General features: G+C 53.3%; 17 protein-coding genes and 1 pseudogene. 4 read left to right on the plus strand and 14 right to left on the minus strand.

Features of this window, described 5'->3' with window-relative positions; translation table 11 throughout:
• Positions 1-19: 19 nt before the first annotated feature.
• On the minus strand, positions 20-934 hold the full coding sequence (locus tag FWJ25_RS17575) for a pirin family protein (protein WP_149601573.1): 915 nt from the start codon (positions 932-934) through the stop codon (positions 20-22).
• A 318-nt stretch (positions 935-1,252) separates the two neighbouring features.
• On the opposite strand from FWJ25_RS17575, the pseudogene FWJ25_RS17580 reads away from it, so the two are divergent.
• Positions 1,253-1,918 (plus strand): annotated as a pseudogene (locus FWJ25_RS17580) (enoyl-CoA hydratase-related protein); the annotation flags it as partial.
• 13 nt (positions 1,919-1,931) lie between these two features.
• Here FWJ25_RS17580 and FWJ25_RS17585 read toward each other — a convergent pair.
• A complete protein-coding gene (locus FWJ25_RS17585) occupies positions 1,932-3,200 on the minus strand; it encodes a tyrosine-type recombinase/integrase (protein ID WP_149601574.1) in 1,269 nt (422 codons plus the stop codon).
• Between the two features lie 720 nt (positions 3,201-3,920).
• Positions 3,921-4,838 carry an AraC family transcriptional regulator gene (locus tag FWJ25_RS17590; protein ID WP_246166879.1) on the minus strand — a complete coding sequence of 306 codons (918 nt, stop codon included), beginning with the start codon at positions 4,836-4,838 and terminating at the stop codon, positions 3,921-3,923.
• Positions 4,839-4,984: 146 nt separating this feature from the next.
• Here FWJ25_RS17590 and FWJ25_RS17595 point away from each other — a divergent pair, with 146 nt between their 5' ends.
• The gene (locus tag FWJ25_RS17595; RefSeq protein ID WP_149601576.1) at positions 4,985-6,082 is read left to right on the plus strand and encodes an aldo/keto reductase; all 1,098 of its coding nucleotides are present in this window, start codon (positions 4,985-4,987) and stop codon (positions 6,080-6,082) included.
• Here the strand turns inward: FWJ25_RS17595 and FWJ25_RS17600 are convergent.
• From FWJ25_RS17600 to FWJ25_RS17620, 5 genes are all read right to left on the minus strand, one after another.
• On the minus strand, positions 6,079-6,366 hold the full coding sequence (locus FWJ25_RS17600) for a YebG family protein (protein WP_149601577.1): 288 nt from the start codon (positions 6,364-6,366) through the stop codon (positions 6,079-6,081). The two genes, FWJ25_RS17595 and FWJ25_RS17600, sit on opposite strands and share 4 nt — an antisense overlap.
• Before the next feature lie 104 nt (positions 6,367-6,470).
• On the minus strand, positions 6,471-7,334 hold the full coding sequence (locus FWJ25_RS17605) for an ABC transporter substrate-binding protein (protein ID WP_149601578.1): 864 nt from the start codon (positions 7,332-7,334) through the stop codon (positions 6,471-6,473).
• Positions 7,335-7,512: 178 nt separating this feature from the next.
• Positions 7,513-7,842, minus strand: a complete 330-nt coding sequence (locus FWJ25_RS17610; protein ID WP_149601579.1) for a hypothetical protein — start codon at positions 7,840-7,842, stop codon at positions 7,513-7,515.
• Between the two features lie 199 nt (positions 7,843-8,041).
• Positions 8,042-9,226, minus strand: coding sequence for an alkane 1-monooxygenase (locus tag FWJ25_RS17615; protein ID WP_149601580.1), 1,185 nt, complete (start codon positions 9,224-9,226; stop codon positions 8,042-8,044).
• Between the two features lie 26 nt (positions 9,227-9,252).
• Positions 9,253-10,311 (minus strand): 2Fe-2S iron-sulfur cluster-binding protein, encoded by a 1,059-nt coding sequence (locus FWJ25_RS17620; protein ID WP_149601581.1) that lies wholly within the window; start codon positions 10,309-10,311, stop codon positions 9,253-9,255.
• A gap of 106 nt (positions 10,312-10,417) precedes the next feature.
• Here FWJ25_RS17620 and FWJ25_RS17625 point away from each other — a divergent pair, with 106 nt between their 5' ends.
• Positions 10,418-11,416, plus strand: coding sequence for an AraC family transcriptional regulator (locus tag FWJ25_RS17625; RefSeq protein WP_149601582.1), 999 nt, complete (start codon positions 10,418-10,420; stop codon positions 11,414-11,416).
• A 6-nt stretch (positions 11,417-11,422) separates the two neighbouring features.
• On the opposite strand, the gene FWJ25_RS17630 is transcribed toward FWJ25_RS17625, so the two are convergent.
• From FWJ25_RS17630 to FWJ25_RS17640, 3 genes are read right to left on the minus strand one after another with little or no spacing between them, the layout of a single operon-like run.
• Complete coding sequence (locus tag FWJ25_RS17630) at positions 11,423-12,022, minus strand: ATP-dependent zinc protease family protein (protein WP_149601583.1); 600 nt, start codon at positions 12,020-12,022, stop codon at positions 11,423-11,425.
• Positions 12,022-12,594, minus strand: coding sequence for an acyl carrier protein phosphodiesterase (locus FWJ25_RS17635; protein ID WP_149601584.1), 573 nt, complete (start codon positions 12,592-12,594; stop codon positions 12,022-12,024). Before FWJ25_RS17635 ends, FWJ25_RS17630 begins: the two co-directional genes overlap by 1 nt.
• A gap of 23 nt (positions 12,595-12,617) precedes the next feature.
• Entirely contained in the window at positions 12,618-13,157 is a 540-nt protein-coding gene (locus tag FWJ25_RS17640; protein ID WP_149601585.1) for a porin family protein, read from the minus strand.
• 249 nt (positions 13,158-13,406) lie between these two features.
• On the opposite strand from FWJ25_RS17640, the gene FWJ25_RS17645 reads away from it, so the two are divergent.
• Entirely contained in the window at positions 13,407-14,819 is a 1,413-nt protein-coding gene (locus tag FWJ25_RS17645; RefSeq protein ID WP_149601633.1) for a TrkH family potassium uptake protein, read from the plus strand.
• On the opposite strand, the gene glgP is transcribed toward FWJ25_RS17645, so the two are convergent.
• From glgP to FWJ25_RS17660, 3 genes are read right to left on the minus strand one after another with little or no spacing between them, the layout of a single operon-like run.
• A complete protein-coding gene (gene glgP / locus FWJ25_RS17650; RefSeq protein WP_149601586.1) occupies positions 14,820-17,351 on the minus strand; it encodes an alpha-glucan family phosphorylase in 2,532 nt (843 codons plus the stop codon).
• 27 nt (positions 17,352-17,378) lie between these two features.
• Positions 17,379-18,149 carry an SDR family NAD(P)-dependent oxidoreductase gene (locus tag FWJ25_RS17655; protein ID WP_149601587.1) on the minus strand — a complete coding sequence of 257 codons (771 nt, stop codon included), beginning with the start codon at positions 18,147-18,149 and terminating at the stop codon, positions 17,379-17,381.
• Positions 18,150-18,183: 34 nt separating this feature from the next.
• Entirely contained in the window at positions 18,184-18,546 is a 363-nt protein-coding gene (locus FWJ25_RS17660) for a PilZ domain-containing protein (RefSeq protein ID WP_149601588.1), read from the minus strand.
• Positions 18,547-18,608 lie beyond the last annotated feature (62 nt).

An 18,608-nucleotide genomic window follows, 5' to 3' on the forward strand; every position in this document is an offset into this window, starting at 1 on the left:
ATTGGGATATGAAAAACACTCACTCTGGCAGAGGAATAAATTCTTCGTCATCGCCGGGGATCAGTGGGAATCGATGCGCTTTCCAGTCGGCTCTGGCCTGCACAATCCGTTCCTTGCGTGTTGAAATGAAGTTCCAGTCCATCCGTCTTGGTTCGAACGGTTCGCCGCCAATGATCGCGATCCGGGATTCCTCCAGGGCCACAACTTCGATGCCTTCCTGAGGCCCTAAAATCGCCATGGAATACTCGGGAATCTGTGCGTCCCTGGCGGCAAGGGTGCCTTTGGCTACATACAGTGCTCGTTCCTTCGCCGTTGGCAGGGTAATGGATTGTCCCTTGGCCAGGTGGGCCTCCACATAGAGCGTTTCGGCAAAGCACTTAACCGGGGAGGTGACGCCATACGCTGTTCCCATGATGACCCTCGCCGGCACGCCATTCAGGTTCACAGTTGGAATGGCGTCTGCCGGGTAATGAAGAAAATCGGGTTCCATCTCTTCCAATGCTTTCGGAAGCGCCAGCCAAAGCTGCAGCCCATGGAGGGTATGAATTTTTGCCGTTATTTCCGGGCGTTCACGCTCTGAATGAACAATGCCCTTGCCCGCAACCATCAGGTTGATATCTCCGGGCCTGATTGGCTGCACACTGCCCAGCGAATCACGATGCAGGATCTCACCCTCGAACAGGTACGTGACTGTTGCCAGGTTGATGTGGGGGTGAGGGCGCACGTTAATACCATCACCTGCCTGAAAAATTGCCGGGCCCATGTGATCGAAGAAGGTCCACGGGCCTACCATCCTGCGGTCTTTGTGTGGTAGCAGTCGGCGTACAGAAAAACCACCAAGGTCGCGGTCCTTGGGTTGGATCAACAGTTCAATGGCGTCACACGGATTGCTAACGGTGCAATCAGATTCCACAGTATCGCTGAGATTGCTCATGGCTGGCCTCAATACATTGGGCGGGTGTCTATCCAATTTAGCTGAAGATGATGAATCTGTGGTGTTTGATTACGCTGATACCAGGAAGGTTTTGGATGCCATTGATCAGAACTCTTGCTGCTCAGGCTCTAGGCCAGTTCATGAGGCAATAAAAAAAAACGAATATATATTATCTAATATAGATAATTGTTGAGGTTATCGGCCCCTGCTAGCGTAATTAAACCTGTCAGTTCTCACGTTATTCGAACGATGGGTATTTAAGCTTTTGACGACATAACACGTGAAAAATAATTTCAACAATAATGTGGGTCCGATCTATCCAGCCGTGGTGACACTTTTGACTACAGCAAGACCAGAACTTCAGAAGAACTGGATAATTACCGTGATGGCGGTGGTATGGTCAGCCTCCGCATCTTCCGGAGCCTGAAGCCGGTGATTGCTGCCGTTAATGGGGCTGCTGTTGGAGTGGGGGCAACGATGCAACTTCCCATGGATATCCGTATCGCGTCTACCGATGCACGGTTTGGCTTCGTTTTCGCCCGTCGAGGCCTCGTACCCGAAGCCGCCTCTTCATGGTTCCTGTCAAAAGTCGTGGGGCTGTCAACTGCGTTGGAGTGGTGTTATTCCGGTCGGATTTTTTCTGCCCAGGAAGCGTGCGAACGGGGACTGGTTCGCTCCCTACACGAACTCGATGAGTTGCTTCCTGCTGCCCGTGCCATTGCACAGGAGTTCGTCGACAATTGCGCACCTGTCTCGGTTGCGATGACGAGGCAGATGCTATGGAGAATGAGTAGCGCAAGCCACCCAATGGAAGCCCACAAGTTAGATACTCTGGCGCTCCGGCACCGGGGAAGCTCTGATGATGCCAGAGAAGGTGTTGAATCCTTTCTCGACAAACGGCAACCTACGTACTCGGCGCGGGTATCACGGGATATGCCAGATTTCTTTGATTGGCAATCCGAGCCTCCGTATTCTCAGCTGTAACCTTGTTTGCCACTCAAACCATTCGCCGACGCCCTTCAGTACGACGCCGAGCCTGCTCAGAATTCACATAAACCGACTCGGTAAACGTCGCATTGGCGTGACCGAGTTCTTCGCTGATGTGCCGGATATCGCCCCCGGCTTCAATCGCCTGGCTGGCGCCGGTATGCCTTAGATAGTGGGTTTCCGACCGGATAGCCCGCATCTGCCTGGCTTCATCCGCATAACCTTGATCCTCCATTCGGTCTGCCGTGGCAACCATGGCTTGTTCGTAGATCCTTTGCACCTGCCTTTTACCGATAGCATCACCTTTGTTGGACGGGAGGATAGGGGTGGATTCTCCCGGTACGGGCAGGGGAGACGCGAGCCCCAGATGGGTACGCCAGCGTTTGAGATAAGCCAGATAGGCATCCGGGAGTGTCACTTGCCGTGTTTTATCGCCTTTTCCGAAAACCGAATAGATCCAATAGGGTTCGCCATCGACGATGGTTCGCCTGAAATCGCCGAAGCTCGGTGTTCGCATCTGGTTTCGGTCGACGGGGCGTGGAGCTAATTCGCTGACACGAAGGAAAAGGCTTTTCATCGTGACAACCACAAAGAGATGGCGCTCGAACTTTGCATTGGCACTGGCCAGTTCAGTGAGTGTTTCCAGCAGATAAGACCACTGCCAGTCGGTGAGCCTTCGAACCTCGGCATCCCGGTCTGCGTTAAGATTTGGCTTGGCATTACGATCCCGTTTACGGACATCCAGCAGTGGATTACGCTGAAGATAATCCTTGGAAACGAGGTATTTGAAAAATGTTTGCAAAGCTGTCCGGCTGGCATTCAGGCTTGCCTGTGAAATGGAGTAGGGGGTCTGGGTGTCTTTCGAGCGCAGGGCTATTGGCCGCCATTTAGAGTTAGAACGCCGCAGATCATTCTGATCGATAAATGCAGGGTAAATCCCTGAGGAAATCCAGGATGCGGGCGGCGTTTTGAGGAAGTTGAAGTAACTGCTCACCACATCGGTATCAGTTTGCGAAAGGTGGCGCTTCGCGATCAGCCAAGTGTAGTTAAGGAACCTCTGAAGTTCACTTCGAAATCGATTGTAGGTACCTGAAACATCACTGTATTTTGCGAGGAAATGTTGGGTAATTTCGTAGTCGCTCTGTACCAATTTATGATCAAGATTGAGAGCGCCCAATGCTGTCTGGAGGTCAGGATACAACGCTAGTTCAGCCTGTTCGTGGATGAGTTCGGCGGTATCAAACAGCGGGAAACCGGGAAATCTCGCTTTTGAATTCATAGGGTTATCACGTTCCTGAGATGTTTTACCTGCATGGGCGGGTGGCCATAATGTCCAATACTCCTAAATATTGGACATATAGTATATTGCCATAAAATCAGTTCCTTACGCCACATTTCAGGACTATGGTTTTTCCAGTTGCATAGCTTTTGGTACGGCATCGGTGGCCTGTTGCGTATCCTTGAGTCGTGAATATGGCGTATGGCATGGAAAAAGGATTCTCTTTCTGTGGATCTACCTCTGGGCAGTCATTGGATAAAGTGCGGCGCCACAGCGGTTGCGTGAAACATACAGGGGAACCGGAAACGAGAAGCTCAGGAATGCTATCTCTGGATAGCAGCGCGCTCTACGTTCGATGAATTTGGAACCGGAGATGAGCTAGGCGTTTAGCGATTTGAAATATGAACACTGAGTCCGGTCAGAACGACAGCCGCTGGTAGAATGAGCACGATTGGCTGCTGAATGTGGGTGACAATAACGATAGCCGTATAAGACAACATGCCGCAGAGAACAAGGTGAAGGTCTGCAGGTGTTTTCGGGTCATCAGGCACAGTCGCGATGTTCTCCGGTTAGAGGGCTTTGTTGTGCTTCGTGTAGGAAGCTTTCAGCGATGATGACGATAGCGCGGTCCGCACCCCGCTGCTGTGATGTAAACACTATACTGCGCATAATGTATATTATGTTAAATGGTATAATGTGGCGCACCAGGTTAATTAAATCTCACGCCTCCCCGCCAACCTCAATAGCTACACTCGAACGCATCACAGCCTTATCTTTCCCGGGAGGCGCCCCGAACAGTTTCCGGTAATCACGACTGAACTGCGACGGGCTTTCATACCCGACTTCATAACCGACGTTGGCGACTTCCTGATGGTTTAGCAAAAGGCGTCGGGCTTCCTGAAGACGTACCTGCTTCTGGAACTGTATCGGTGTCAGCTGGGTGATGTTTTTGAAATACCGGTGGAACGTCGCCTGGCTCATATTCGCCATCTCAGCAAGATCGGAGACTTTAAACGGCTTGCTGTAATTCGCTTTGATCCAGGCCGTTACCGTACCGATTCGCGCAGTTTCGCTATCTTTCAATCCCGCTTGTTGTAGAGCTGGCCCTAACGGGGATCGAAGCAAACGCCAGCAGATTTCGCGCCGAATCATGGGCTCCAGTACGAGTCTGTCTTCTCCTGTCTGATTGAGAAGCTGTAACAGGCGATAGAAAGGATCGTAGAGATCGCCCGGTATTTGAGCCGTTACAAGTGCCAGGTGCTTTGGTCCGCTGTAGACCATCTCCGGATGTGATAGCAATAGTTCGGAAATCATCATCGGGTCGATAGACAGGCTCAGAGCCAGGTATGGTGCATCTTCTTTTGCCTCCACAATGCGTGACGTGACCGGAACGTTAACCGACGCAAAGAGACATTCGCCCTGCCTGTACCCGAATTCCCATTCGCCGATACTGCTGACTTTTGCGCCCTGAAGAACAATGCAGAAGGATGTGTCGTACAGGGCCCGTATGGTTCCGCTGGGCTCGGTTGCTCTGGTCAGGCGTAATCCGGTGATATCTGTTTCAGGGCCGAATTTGAGCGACAGTTGGTCTGCCAGATCCTGAAGTTGCTGAAGGTGTAATTCGGCTTTGATGTTCACAATACGACCTCTGCGGTTTACGTACGTTGACAGAATCAGGCAATAAGCTGCGGCTATTGTTCAGGCAAACTTTCCTTTGATGACCGTAACATACCAATCCACTCCCAACCCATAAGGGTTTTCTGAAAACAGTGAGGTGATTGGTTATGACAACTCCGAATATTCCACAATCTGCAGATAACTCTCTACTTAATTCTGCACTTAGAATGCGCAAGCTTGGTAATTCAGGCTTGTTTGTGTCGGAACTCTGCCTCGGGACAATGACGTTTGGTGGTGGTGAGGATATGTGGGGATTGATCGGGCGTTTGCAGCAAAACGACGCCGATGAACTGATGCAAACCGCTCTCGAAGCCGGTATCAATTTCATCGATACGGCGAATGTCTACGGTGGCGGGGCAAGCGAACGTATCGTTGGCCAATCCCTGAAGAATCTTAGCGTTAATCGCGAGGATGTTGTGCTGGCGACAAAGGTGCTTGGTCCTATGGGGGCCTCACCGAATAGTCGCGGGGCTTCACGAGGCCATATTCTCAATGCCTGCAAAGCCAGCCTTCAGCGCCTCCAAACGGACTACATAGACCTCTACCAGATTCACGGCTTTGATTCGGAAACGCCAATGCTTGAAACCCTCGAGGCCTTGAATACTTTGGTGCAACAGGGGCATGTTCGCTACGTTGGGCTTTCCAACTGGGCGGCCTGGCAGGTAATGAAGGCCGTTGGTATCGCTGAGGCACGTCGCCTCTGCCCTATTCTCTCACTGCAGGCCCACTACACCATCGTTGGTCGTGATCTGGAGCGAGAAATCATACCTATGCTGGAGTCCGAGAATGTTGGCTTGATGGTGTGGAGCCCATTGGCCGGCGGATATCTGTCCGGCAAATACGAAGGCTCGGAAGCAACCGAAGAAAACCGACGCGCCAGTTTTGATTTCCCGCCCGTGAACCGGGAACGAGGAAGCCAGGTTATCGAGGTTATGCGAGAGATCGCAGCGGGTAAAGTGATTGATGGGACGGCTGTCAGTGTTGCGCAGATAGCGCTGGCCTGGCTGTTACACCAGAAGGCCGTCACCAGTGTGATTGTGGGCGCCAAAAGAAAGGATCAGTTGCTTGATAATATTATGGCCGCTCGCATCCGCCTTACAGAAGACGAATTGGAGGCGCTCGACACCGTTAGCCGTCTTCCTGAGGAATACCCGGGGTGGATGCTCGAGCGCCAGGGGGAATACCGTGCCCACGCGAAAGGTTAACCTTCGTCGGCAGACTCAGAAGTCTCATTCAGTAGATGGGGCTTCTTGAGTGCTCGCTGGAACAGATCCCTGTTTTCAGCAATAACGAGGGCGCACTGGTCTGCATGTTCTTCGCTCAGGCCATCAACCCGTTTAACCAGAAATTCCCGGAGTTCCTCGGTCAGTTCCAGCAGCTTATCCCGGGCATCGGCTTCCGCTTTGGAAGCAAACAGCATGGTGTCCGGGTTTTTCTTAGCCATATCGAGTCCGTCCCGCGTTGAAAAATAGAGTGCTTCAACAGCCATGTATCACCTCATGTCATTGGCATACTGTATATTTGAACAGTGTATCATGGTGTCTGGCGCTATGGGTAGAGCTTGCGATCGCGGACCCGATATGAAATCGGGGGTCAGAGTGCCTTCAGGACCTCATCAACCTGTAAACGGACACTCTCAAGTCCGCCCCCTGAGAGGTACCAGAGTCTTGGTGAGAGATATTTGATGGATATAGCTTCACCACCCACGGCATCCAGGGAGGTTCGGAGGGCTTCCACATTCAGTGCCTTGTCACCCTGCCCGATCGCGTTACTACGATCCACGATGAGTAGCTGGTCAGGGCCAATCTCTGCAATGTCAGCGGGAGTTAATGGCGTAAAAGTTCGGGTACCTCGTGTTACGGTCTTAACGCTCTCGGGCAGCTTGGGCACAGAGAATCCCAGCAGGTCATAGACCACAGGTTCGGTTCTCAATCCGAAGTTGCCATCATTATGAGTGACTACAAGCATACGACCAGTCGTGTCGATGGATGCCCTGCCCTTGGCAATGTAGTCATTGAGATCTGACAATGCTCGTTCTGCCTCCTGTGAACGGTCAAAATGTTCAGCAAGATCGAGTACTTTGGTCTCAAAGGCCGTCCAGTAGGTTCCTTCGCCCACATTGGCCTCGTGAACATCTGCGATGTCTTTAAGTTCTTCAACGGCTTCACCCTGGCGGCCGGTAACCAGTATCAGCGTCGGTTCAAGAGCTTTAATGGCTGCTGTGTCCGGGATTTTGAGACTGCCCACATCGGTGTAACGGTTTGCCTGATACTCTTGCAGATACGCGGGTAACCCTTGTTTTGGTAGCCCCACGACCTGATCTCCCAGGCCCAGCGCATCGAGAGTGTCGAGACTTCCGTGATCAAATGACACGACACGGTGATCCGCGGCCTGGGCAATTTCCGAAGCACCACAGAGGGCAATAGCACCCGCAAGCAAGAAAGTTCCTACACGCATTCCAGTCTCCATTTTCAAGGAATCGTCCGGTTGTTAACCGGATATATTTAGTGATAACGATTCCCATTATCTCACTATTGTGAGAGCCGATGGTGAAGGGATGCGGGACGAACGGTTCCGTATGTCGGAACTCTGGAGGGAGAGTGTTTCGGGGCTCAGTGGCCCGCACATTAATAGATCAACAGCCGGCCATCTGATCAACGAACTCAGACGCTTCCTGGCGAGTGAAAAAACGTCCAAGACGGACAAATCCGGACACAATGGATGACTGAATGGCGACGGCATGCCCTTTCGGGTCCCGGTTAATCACCCACTCTTCGGGCAGGCCATCAATGAGGTGGAAAGGTGCCGGACGCCCATCCCGGTAACGGGAGAGTTCCACCTGCCCGGTTCGGGCGTCTTTGAAAGCAGGCATGAAGCAAGCGTGGGCGTTGCCTTCGCTAATGCCTCCGGTTCCGGCAAAGAGGCGGTTTTCTTCTTGCAGAAATGCGGGTTGTCGGGCGGACATTGTGATCACCTCTGGAACAATCGAATCCGGTTTGCGACTCCTTGCCTGGTCATTAAGTGAACAGCTCCGTTAAGTCTTACCCTACTCCGTTTGCCGCTATGGTGAACTCTTAAACTGGTGCTGTTTTCAGGTCTTTTGGGCTTACGACTAAAGCATCAAAAACGAGCCGGACTCTGTTGGAATCCAGCTCGAAAACGTATCAGGCGACCTTTGGCTGGGAAGGAACCCTGCTTGCCAATTCAGGAATGCCACTTTCTGCATTTGCCTTTGAAGCAAGCTTCCGTTCCTCAGTAGATGCAAAGTTGTGATCCCAGTCCAGCACTTTAGGCGTCATCAGGCGATGCCACAGTGGCGGGATCATGGCGATTACGATCGTCGTCAGGTATCCGCTGATCATCATTGGCGCCTCCGGAAACGGTTTAAGATCCTGATACGGCACCTCACCTTGAGCGTGGTGGTGTGAATGGCGCGTCAGATTGAACATGGTCCAGGAACTGATTCGCTTATTGGTATTCCAGGAGTGGCGAGGCTGTACCGGGGTCTCTGGGTTGCGGACCATGCCGTAATGTTCCATGTAGTTTACGATTTCGAGTAGAGACTTACCCCAAAGGCCACAGGCGATAAAGTACAGCATTCCTTCCAGCCCGCCGATTCCATAGGCCGCTGCGACCAGGGCCAGGCTCATCAGGTGCCCGCGGATAACGGCATTACTCGGAGACAAGGCGAGCTTTCCTTTTCGTTTAAGACGGCGTTGTTCGATTCGCCAGGCACTGAGGTTCCCTTTCAGGGTTGAGATAACAATATGAGCATAGACATTGCGACCACGAGGTGCTGTTGCCGGGTCTTCCGTGGTGGATACATACCGGTGATGGCCATAAACATGTTCGATGGAAAACACCGTATCGAAGCTGAATGCCAGCAACCAGCGACCAATCACCATTGATGCAGGGTCCCATGTGCGGTGTGTCAGCTCATGGCCGGTGATTGTTCCGATAAGACCGATCATCAGGCCTGCCAGAAGAACACCTGAAATATGATGGCCAAAGGTAGTGTGTTCCCTTGCTGAGAGCACGTCGTAACCGGTGGCGCTGGTGACCATAGCTCCAAAGCCGGCGAAATCACTGGAGCTTGCACTCCACACCGCGGAAAAGACGATGAATGCAAGTAGTGGAAGGGCCATCCATAGTTGAAACGTAAGAATCTGAGGGCGCTTGTATTTCGGGGTGCTGGTGTCATCGCCACAGAGAGCGTCGCCAATGATGTAAATCCCCAGTACGGTAAACAGGCCAATACTGATCCAGTGGCCCCCCGCCAACAGGGCCGCGATGGAGCACAGTCCGATAAGGTGGAAGAAAAAGAACTTTAGATAGTGAAAGAGCATCATGTGCCAGTTCCTTGATCTGATGAGGTTTATTGTGCTGCTTGTACTGAAGCCTGTTGGGGTTGGCTATCGCCGATGGTCAGGAAACGATCAGCGTGAATGTCTCGGCGATCGACGCCAGATTTCATGAGCAGTTGTTCAGCTGAATCAATCATCCCGGGAGGGCCGCACAGGTAGGCATGAGTGTTGTGGATATTCAGCGATGGCAGGATGTCGGTTACCCAGCCCCGGTTGCCTCGCCAGCCCGTATCGGCAGCTTCATCTGACAGAACGGGGATGAATCTGAATGACGAGCCCCAGTGGTTGGAGAGCTCCTGGATATCCTGCAGTGCGTAGAGATCGTTCTGGGTACGTGCCCCGAACAGAAGTGTTATCTGACGAAGGATCTGTTGCTCCTTCATATCCTGAAGAATCGCGAGAATTGGTGCTAACCCGCTGCCACCGGCAATCATCAGGAGAGGTGCATTGGACGGGCGCAACCAAAAGTCACCCAATGGGCCCTCAACGGTGGCCGTTGTACCCACCAGGTTCCCGAGGTTAATGTGGGTGGACAAGGTTCCCCCCGGAACTTTGCGGATGAAGAACGACACCGTTGCGTCTGGTGACGGAGGCGTTGCAAATGAATAGCTGCGGGACACCTCCGGCAATGATTGAATCTGGAGGTTGGCGTATTGGCCGGATTTGTACTCTATCGAATCCTGCAGGCGAATTTTCAGGTGAGTAATGTCGTGAGTCAGTTGCTCTTGCAGGATGATCCGGCCGGCAACCTTCGTCTGACGTGACTGTGCACTGAGATCTACCTCAATGGTCACATCACTGGTGGGGACGCTCTGGCATGCAAGAATGTATCCTTGGTCCAGCTCGTCATCGCTCAGAATATATCCAACATCGGTGAGTTCCCTGACCTTCCCTTTTAGCAGGCGGCATTTACACGTTGCGCACCCTCCAACACGGCAACTGTGGGGAAAGTTTATATCTTCCCGCAGCGCCGCATGCAGCAAGGTTTCCTTGGGTTCTACCTGAAGACGTCGCCCGTTGATGTCGGCGTAATGCGGTTTGCTTGACCGTTTACTGAATAGTGAAAACATACCCTGCCCTCGTTTGTTGGTCTCGGCAGGAACATGCTATCCAAGGGTGCGCGCTGGGTTGGGGTTATTTTTTGACAGTCAGGGGTTATTAATTGACAATCCTCAAATGCAAAATAATAAAGTCACACTCCCCAACCACTACATTCTGCAGATCATTGCGATCGTTCAGGATGCGGGTTGCCGCACTGATACCTGGTTACAGCACCTCGGAATTATCGCAAATTCGGATGAAGAATCTTTGATTTCCATGCCGTGGGAACGCTTTCGTCAATTCCTGCTCGATGCGGCGAGGTTTACCGGTCAAAAAGCGCTGGGCCTTATGATTGGCGAGCGATTGCTGATCAATACACACGGTATTCTGGGTTACGCCGCCATGAGCAGCAGCACGGTCAGGCAGGTTGTGAACCTGCTGGATGAATATCTGGTGCTGAGGACCGATCTGGTCACTATGAAAACAGAAGAGCGCGGAGGTTTTCTTTGGGTTAGTTTCACCGAGAGCCGACCGCTGGGTGATGTGCGGCCAGCGATCATTGAGGCGATTGTGCTGGCAATACGTAACATTCTTGACTTCACCACCATGGGCAGCTGTGAAATCGGAGAAGTGACGTTTCCGTTTAGCGGTGATGAAAAACTGGCGGAAAGTGTTTTTCGTTGTCGGGTCATCTACAACTGCGACAGTGCCGGGTTTTCCCTGCCGCTTTCGACGATTGATAAACCCCTGAAAATGGCCAACTCCGTCAGTTTCCAGGAGGCGCTCAAAGTTTGTCGCCAGGAGCTCACAAACAGTTCGAAAGAACAGACCTGGGCAGCACGGGTTCAGCGCTTGATGCTGCAACGAACACACGCATTCCCTTCCCTTGAAATGACGGCACGGCGGTTTCACGTAACGCCCAGAACCTTGCACCGACGGTTGACTGATGAAGGGACATCCTACCGGGAAGTTGTTGACGGAGTCAGACACCAGCTAGCGATTCGTTACCTGGAAACCGGCCAGATGACCATACAGGAGATTTCCTTCGCCCTGGGCTATTCAGATCTGGCTGCTTTCCGGAAGGCCTTCAAACGCTGGGAGTCTGTTCCGCCGTCCTCCTATAAAGCGCCCTGAACGCCATCAGGAGTTTGTTCGGTGGTCGCTTTCAGCCAGCGCTTCCAGTGTCCGGTAGTCACATTCCACCTCAGACTTGAACGCCTTTCCGGAATCAATGAGGATGTCGTCATCGCCCATAAACCGGCGGCCCAGCAGCATTGGGTAGGAAAAGTTGCTGCGGTCAGCCAGCGAAAACTGAGTTTCATGTTCGGTGCCGGCGATGCAGAAGTTCATTTTCACAACATAACGCCGCTGGGATTCGGCGCCTTTGCGTTTGATCAGGACCGTTCTGTACACGGGGCGCTCGAACTGCAGTGTGACCTCGTCATGCTCGATTTCGCCCATGGATGGCTGGTCTTCGTGGTCACCCAGGGGCAACTCGAATCTCACCCATTCCTCGCCATTTTTCTTGAACTCTTCAATTCTGATGGCGTGTAAAGATGATGTCTTGGCTCCTGTATCCATCCGCGCCTTTAGCCGCAATCCGGTATCTTTGATAACCGCCCACTCCACGAAACCGAGCACTTCAGGTACGCGGGCTTCCTGCTGGCTGGTATCGGTTTCCGCGTTGGCAAGGGACGTTGCGAGCATCAGGGTCGCGGCTGCCAAAACTACAAAACGCATCAAATACCTCCTGCAACTTTCTGTAAATCTGGGAAAAACTCAAGGAATAGAGATTCCAGTTGGTGATCATGCTCCCGGATTTCTTCAATAATTCCTTCGAACCGGTTCTGAAACCGTATCCGCATCGCTACCCGATCCAGAGCATAGCCAATGTTGTTCAGGTCGGCATAGGAGCGAAACCAGTCGTGCTCAATCATTCTTCTGGACACTTTGACCATGTTTTCCGGCATCAGCTCTTCGTGTTCCCGGAGCTCGGAATAAACAAGTTCGATGAAGGTATCACGGGAACTGTTGCTGAATGCTTTCCAGTGCCTTAACAGGTAGTGGTCGTAGAGGATGTCCAGGGCAACACCGGCAAAGCGCCTCCGTTGGGGCGAGAAAAATTGCTTGCTCTGGAGAACGGCCGGATGACGGTCGGTGAATGCATCGACCGTCCGGTGGTGGCGAACGCCAAGCATGACGTTCTCCGGCAGCGCGTCGAGGTTAACGCCCCGGGTGAAATCCCCGAGAATACTGCCCACGCGCGCCTCAGCAGAGTCCGGAGCCAGGAATGCGTGGGCAAGATGATTCAATGTTCTACCTGTTTAACCGGGGTTCAGAAATTTACCTGCAGGCCGAGTCCAAGGCCGTCAACGGTAATGTTGTCGTCATCATAATAACGCATGTACTCCAGGTTACCCGACAGGTTCTTCTGGAACTGCATGTTCAGGCCGACACCGTATGAAAGGTCGGAGTCGTCGTCGGTGACTCTGTTTCCAAGATATTCTGCCTCCGCTTCAATCCGGGTAAAACCGATGACGGCATAGGGCGTAACGGGCGATTCGTTGGGCAATTTGATGTTGGCGTAACCGCCGAAGAAATTGTCTACAGACAGGTCAACACCGCTGATACGGTCATCGTCAACACCGAAGCCGGCACGGGCCTCAAGGCTGAGATAAGGGGTGGCCTCAACACCTACTTTACCAGACAGCGTGCCTACATCGGCATCAAGGTCTCCGTCTTCCAGCATCATGAAGGTGTAGTTCAACCCCGCATACAACCCGCCAACACCAGACTTATACATGTCCTGGGCCGCCACAGTGCCTGCTGCAGTGAGGCCTGCTACCAGAAAAGCCGCTTTTGAATAATTGTTCATGGTTTTGCTCCTCCTTGGCCGATCGCTCGGCATGTTTTCAAGACCTATCATCCTGACGATCTTCAGGTTTGGATAGATCCGTAAAAACCGATGCTTTAACGGTATGTAATGTGCCGTTAATTACTTCATATAATGCCCATTGTGTTGCGCATCCCATTGGCCACGGGTATTCTGGCGCGGTCTCTGAGTTCACGCTGGCTAGAGCATCTTTTGAAAAACCTGACTCCCGTAATCTTTATCGTCAGCGTTATGTTCGTGCTTCTTAGCATATTCATGACGTTACCGGTCTTTTTGCTGCTCGGATCCGAGGCGCCCAATGCTATGGCGTTTGCGGAATCGGCTGGCATTGCCTTTGGTGCAGGTCTGCTCGGCATCCTGGCAACGTACCGGCAGGAACGAGATCTGAAACCCCGCTACATGTTTGTGCTCACGGTTTCCAGCTGGTTCATAATTGCCCTGTTCGCGTCGCTGCCTTTCTATCTCAGCCATAATGACATCTCTGCGGCGGATGCTTTTTTTGAAGGCGCCTCCGGCATCACGACGACAGGCGCCACGGTGTTCACCGGTCTGGACACGATGGACAAAGACCTTCTGCTCTGGCGATCAATCCTCCAGTGGATTGGCGGGATCGGTATCATCGGTATGTTTGTTGCCGTTCTGCCTTTCCTTCGAGTTGGCGGTATGCGCCTGTTTGCCACGGAATCCTCTGAATGGACAGACAAGGCGCTACCTCGTATGAAAACCCTGAGCAGGGGCTTGCTGTTCGTCTACGTGGTTTTTTCCATCATTGCCGTGGTGACCTACTGGCTCTCCGGAATGACGCTGTTTGATGCCTTCAACCACGGTCTCACCAGCATTGCGACCGGCGGTTTTTCCACATCAGATCTTTCCATGGGAAAATTCAATGATCTGATTCTCATGGAAGCGACCCTCTTCATGATTGTCGGAAGCTTGCCTTTTTTCCTGTTCGTCAGGGAAATGCACGGCCAGCACGGGGTGTTGTTCCGGGACCAGCAGGTTCGTATGTTCCTCGCCATTCTGTTTGTCGTTCCGGCGTTGCTGACACTCTACCGCTGGGCAGTCTCGCCTATTCCTTTTGATCCACTGCATAACTACACCGCAACCCTGTTTAATGTGACATCCGTCGTGACAACCACCGGTTACGCTTCCGAGGATTACTCAGCCTGGGGCCCTCTGGCATTCGTGGTTTTCTTCTTCCTGATGTTTGTGGGCGGTTGCTCGGGTTCTACCGCCGGTGGTATGAAAATCTTCCGCTTCCAGCTTTCACTCATGATCCTCCGTGAGCAATTGATGCGCTTGCTTCATCCGCGCGCAGTCATGACCCGAAACTACAATGGCCGTGCGGTAAGTGATGAAATCATTTCGTCGATGATCGCATACACCTTTATTTTCCTGCTTTGCCTGTTCGCAATCACCATTGCACTGGCGGCCATGCAACTTGATTTCACTACAGCGCTCAGTGGTGCCCTCACCTCGTTGACTAACGTTGGCCCGGGCCTCGGTGAAATCATTGGTCCTGCTGGCAACTTTGGCCCGCTGCCGGACGGTGCAAAGTGGGTGCTCGCGGTCGGTATGCTCATGGGGCGTCTGGAGATTCTCAGTGTGGTGATTGTTCTCTCACCGGCATTCTGGCGCAGTTGATCACCTCATCCAGACAACCTTCGGGCTTTCCAATGGCAGGTTAAGCCGATCATCCCGGACCCTCATCCTCGGGGTGTAATGCCCCGGTGGCCTGGCATCCACCAAGGCCTCATAAGCATAGCCACGGAGGGTTCCTTCCAGGGCATGGGTTCTCTCCATCACCACGATACTTCTCGGGCCGCATTCTGTTTCCTCGGCGACGAGTTCAACCTGTATACGGCTCTCGGCAATACCATCCAGAAAGGCGTTTACCAGAACTCGCTCCATACCGTTTTCGGGCTTTATTTCCATCGCACCGAACCTGAGTCGGGGCCAATAACATTCCAGCTCCTGGTATTCCTCAAGAAGGTTCCGCGCCTCGGCGGGTGTCCTCAAAGCCCCGTTGGCGGCCATCGGGAGATAAAAGGTTTCGACATACTCACGCACCATGCGGTTTGCTGAGTAGCGCGCGGTCAGCTGATTCATACTTCGGCGAATGCGGGCAATCCAGGCCTTCGGGCGCCCTTCCATGTCCACGTCGTAGAATTCAGGAATAACGGAGGTCTCAAGCAGTTCATAGAGTTGGTCTGCGTCAGAATGGTCATGCTCGTTGGAATTGCTCAATTCCGCAAAGCTTGCTCCGGGCCGGATTGCCCAGCCCAGGCCAGGCTCCCATGCCTCTGCCCACCAGCCATCGTATTGAGAAAGATTAAGACCGCCATTTACCAGTATTTTCATTCCGCTTGTACCGCAGGCTTCCCATGGATGTCGTGGGTTATTGAGCCAGACATCCACTCCCTGGATCAGACGAGCTGCAACGGCGAGATCATAGTCCTCAATAAATACGACCTTTCCTTCTGCCGCCGGCTGAGATGCAAACGTCCGCCAGCGTTTGATAATTTGTTTTCCATAATCGTCTCTTGGGTGGGCCTTGCCTGCGAGAACGATCTGTATAGGTCGGTCCTGGTTGTTCAGGAGGGCCAGAAGCCTCGTTTCATCCGTCAACAGCAGGTCCGGGCGTTTGTATTCGGTAAACCGACGGGCGAAGCCGAGCGTCAGTGTTTCCCGGTCGAGTAACAGGCCGCAAGCCGCGTTGGGGTTGTTGCCCGGTGCGTGTTCGCAATGCTGACTTTTTAGCTTTTCCTGAAGATAGCTGATCAGATCACTGCGCTCGGCCTGGCGCATCTGCCAGAGCTCTTCGTCAGTGATGGTTTCCATCGGGCAACTGAACGCCATCGGCCGTCGCCACCGGTCTTTACCACAGGCCTTGGTCCATAGGCTGTCTGAATGGCGTGAGTCCCAGCTTGGGGTGTGAACGCCATTGGTCACCGACTCGACCGGTATATCCTGCCGGGGCCATCGCGGGAAATAGGGCTGGAGCAATGCCTGGGTAACCTGCCGATGTATATCGGAAACTCCATTAAGTCGGCCACCCATGTTCAGCCCCAAAAAGGCCATGTTCAGTGTTGCCTCGTCACCGGCCCGCCGGGAATGTCCGCCGTTACTGCTACCCAGCACCATGAGTTTGTCCATGGTGACGTCAGTCCCCTCCATCCATGGTTCAAGGTAAAGCCGGATGAGATGGCTTGGAAATTGGTCAAATCCAGCCTCGACAGAGGTATGGGTGGTAAAGAGATTGGTCGCTCGAGTGGCCAGCCGGGCTGTCTCGATATCTGTGCCGTGAATCTGTGCCCATTGCACGGCTCGCTCGAGGAACGCGAAAGCGCTGTGGCCTTCGTTGATGTGGCAAATTGCCGGGTCCAGTCCCAGTTCGTTGAGCAAACGCCATCCACCGATCCCCAGTACGATTTCCTGCTGCAGCCGTTTCTCTGGGCTGCCGCCGTAAAGTTCACTGGTAATCCCGCGGTCTCCGGGTTCATTTCGGGGATCGTTGCTGTCCAGAAGCAGGAGTTCGCAACGCCCGACTTGGGCGCGCCAGGCCCGGAGACGCACCTCCCGGCCCGGGAAAGGTAAATTGACTCGAATCCATTGCCCTTCCGGATCGGTGAGCGGCGATACCGGGAGCATCGTGGGGTCGTGGAAAGGGTAGAACTCCAGTTGGTCACCATCGGCGTCAAGCGTCTGTCGGAAGTAGCCCTGTTGATATAACAGTCCAACAGCGGTAACCGGAACCCCGAGGTCGCTGGAGGCCTTCAGAAAATCCCCGGCGAGAACACCCAGACCGCCGGAGTACAGTGGCAGGGACTCGGCCAGGCCGTATTCCATGCAAAAGAAGGCGACGCCCCGGTCAAGCTTGCCGGGATAGGTATCCGAATACCAGGTTGCTGCGCGGGAAAACTCACGGTGAGCTTCAACTTGTTTGCGGTACAGGTCGTTGAAATTATCATCGACCGCCAGTGTGTCGAGCCTGTCGCCTGACACACTGTTCAGTACAAGCCAGGCATTGCCGGTCGCGTTCCAGGTTTCGGCATCAATCGCACGCCAGAGTTCGTCACTTCCATGATGCCAGCTCCAGCGTAGGTCAAGGGCGATGGTAAAGAGGTCCGCAAGGGCCTCCGGGATGTGCCTGGGTGTGTATGCGGCCAGAGTCATCGGGCAGAGTCCGGAGGTTGTCGTCTATCAGTGTGCGGTATAGCCGCCGTCAATGACGAGCTCACTGCCAGTCATAAACTTCGATTCCTCTGAGGCCAGGAATACGATTCCCCACGCAATGTCATCCGGCTCGCCCATGTGGCCCAGCGGGTGAAGTGCTGCTGTTGCGGCCTTCGCCGCTTCCAGGTCATCGCCGCTACTACCGAGATGGCCTTCTACCATCGGAGTCCAGATAAACCCGGGATGAATCGAGTTTGCCCGAATCTTGTCCTCTGCATAGAGCATGGCGTCGGTTTTGGTCATCAGCCTCACCGCGCCTTTGGAGGCATGATAAGGAGGAACATCCGGGGCGCTGACCAGCCCATAAATTGACGAAAGGTTGATGATGCTGCCCCGCCCGGCCTTCTTCATATGAGGAATTGCATGCTTGGTACAGAAGAAAACGCCTTTGACATTAACCGTCTGAACTTTGTCCCACTCTTCTTCGGTTAACTCGTGGGTCGGTTTGTTGGGGCCGGCAATACCGGCATTGTTGACCAATACATCCAGGTGGCCAAACGCTTCCGCCGCGCCATCAATCGCTGATTTAACAGCTTGCTCGTTGCCCACATCGCAGTGCCAATAGCCGACATTAAACCCGCGCGCACTCAGTGTATCCACCAGAGCTTCGCCCTCTTTGTCGAGGCAATCCAGTATGGCAACGCTAGCGCCCTCCTCTGCCATCCGGGTTACCGCCGCGGCACCAATGCCGTGGGAACCTCCAGTGACAGCGGCAACCTTTCCTTTAAGCCTGTCCATCGGATTTCTCCTCATTAAGTCATCAGGGGGGCAATCAGTGGGCAACGGTTCCCGCCACCGGGAAATAGTGCTGGGGTCGATGATGTTGGTGAAGCCATTGCATCAGCGCGGCCACGGTGAAATGGTCGTTATCGACGCCTTCGAGGTCCAGGCCAAGCCCTTGGTCGGATTTGCGGACGACATGAGCCCGCAAGCGTCGAAAATTCTTTTCATCACGTTCGGGAAACCGGAATTCGACCTCCAGGACCTGATTCAGTTGGATGTCTGTGTAATCGGTTGCGATAAAAAGGCCGCGTTTTGAGGCATCGCGAATCTGGCCCGTGGCAACTGGCATTCCTCTCTTATAAACAAGCAGGCCGAGCTTTCCGGGAATGCGCTTGCTGAGTCGGTGTTCCATGGCTTCCCCCATTTGAGTCGTAAAATATTTCTAGTTTTATTGGACAGATGCTGGTTACTTTA

Origin of the sequence: Marinobacter salinexigens, assembly GCF_008370345.1 — a bacterium.
Taxonomy (GTDB): Bacteria; Pseudomonadota; Gammaproteobacteria; order Pseudomonadales; family Oleiphilaceae; genus Marinobacter; species Marinobacter salinexigens.

Excerpts from the sequence above, each read along its gene's own strand:
- FWJ25_RS17575 (WP_149601573.1), bottom strand. The coding sequence starts at position 934 with ATGAGCAATCTCAGCGATACTGTGGAATCTGATTGCACCGTTAGCAAT.
- FWJ25_RS17585 (WP_149601574.1), bottom strand. The coding sequence starts at position 3,200 with ATGAATTCAAAAGCGAGATTTCCCGGTTTCCCGCTGTTTGATACCGCC.
- FWJ25_RS17595 (WP_149601576.1), top strand. The coding sequence starts at position 4,985 with ATGACAACTCCGAATATTCCACAATCTGCAGATAACTCTCTACTTAAT.
- FWJ25_RS17600 (WP_149601577.1), bottom strand. The coding sequence starts at position 6,366 with ATGGCTGTTGAAGCACTCTATTTTTCAACGCGGGACGGACTCGATATG.
- FWJ25_RS17605 (WP_149601578.1), bottom strand. The coding sequence starts at position 7,334 with ATGCGTGTAGGAACTTTCTTGCTTGCGGGTGCTATTGCCCTCTGTGGT.
- FWJ25_RS17610 (WP_149601579.1), bottom strand. The coding sequence starts at position 7,842 with ATGTCCGCCCGACAACCCGCATTTCTGCAAGAAGAAAACCGCCTCTTT.
- FWJ25_RS17615 (WP_149601580.1), bottom strand. The coding sequence starts at position 9,226 with ATGATGCTCTTTCACTATCTAAAGTTCTTTTTCTTCCACCTTATCGGA.
- FWJ25_RS17620 (WP_149601581.1), bottom strand. The coding sequence starts at position 10,311 with ATGTTTTCACTATTCAGTAAACGGTCAAGCAAACCGCATTACGCCGAC.
- FWJ25_RS17625 (WP_149601582.1), top strand. The coding sequence starts at position 10,418 with ATGCAAAATAATAAAGTCACACTCCCCAACCACTACATTCTGCAGATC.
- FWJ25_RS17630 (WP_149601583.1), bottom strand. The coding sequence starts at position 12,022 with ATGCGTTTTGTAGTTTTGGCAGCCGCGACCCTGATGCTCGCAACGTCC.
- FWJ25_RS17640 (WP_149601585.1), bottom strand. The coding sequence starts at position 13,157 with ATGAACAATTATTCAAAAGCGGCTTTTCTGGTAGCAGGCCTCACTGCA.
- FWJ25_RS17645 (WP_149601633.1), top strand. The coding sequence starts at position 13,407 with ATGTTCGTGCTTCTTAGCATATTCATGACGTTACCGGTCTTTTTGCTG.
- glgP (WP_149601586.1), bottom strand. The coding sequence starts at position 17,351 with ATGACTCTGGCCGCATACACACCCAGGCACATCCCGGAGGCCCTTGCG.
- FWJ25_RS17655 (WP_149601587.1), bottom strand. The coding sequence starts at position 18,149 with ATGGACAGGCTTAAAGGAAAGGTTGCCGCTGTCACTGGAGGTTCCCAC.
- FWJ25_RS17660 (WP_149601588.1), bottom strand. The coding sequence starts at position 18,546 with ATGGAACACCGACTCAGCAAGCGCATTCCCGGAAAGCTCGGCCTGCTT.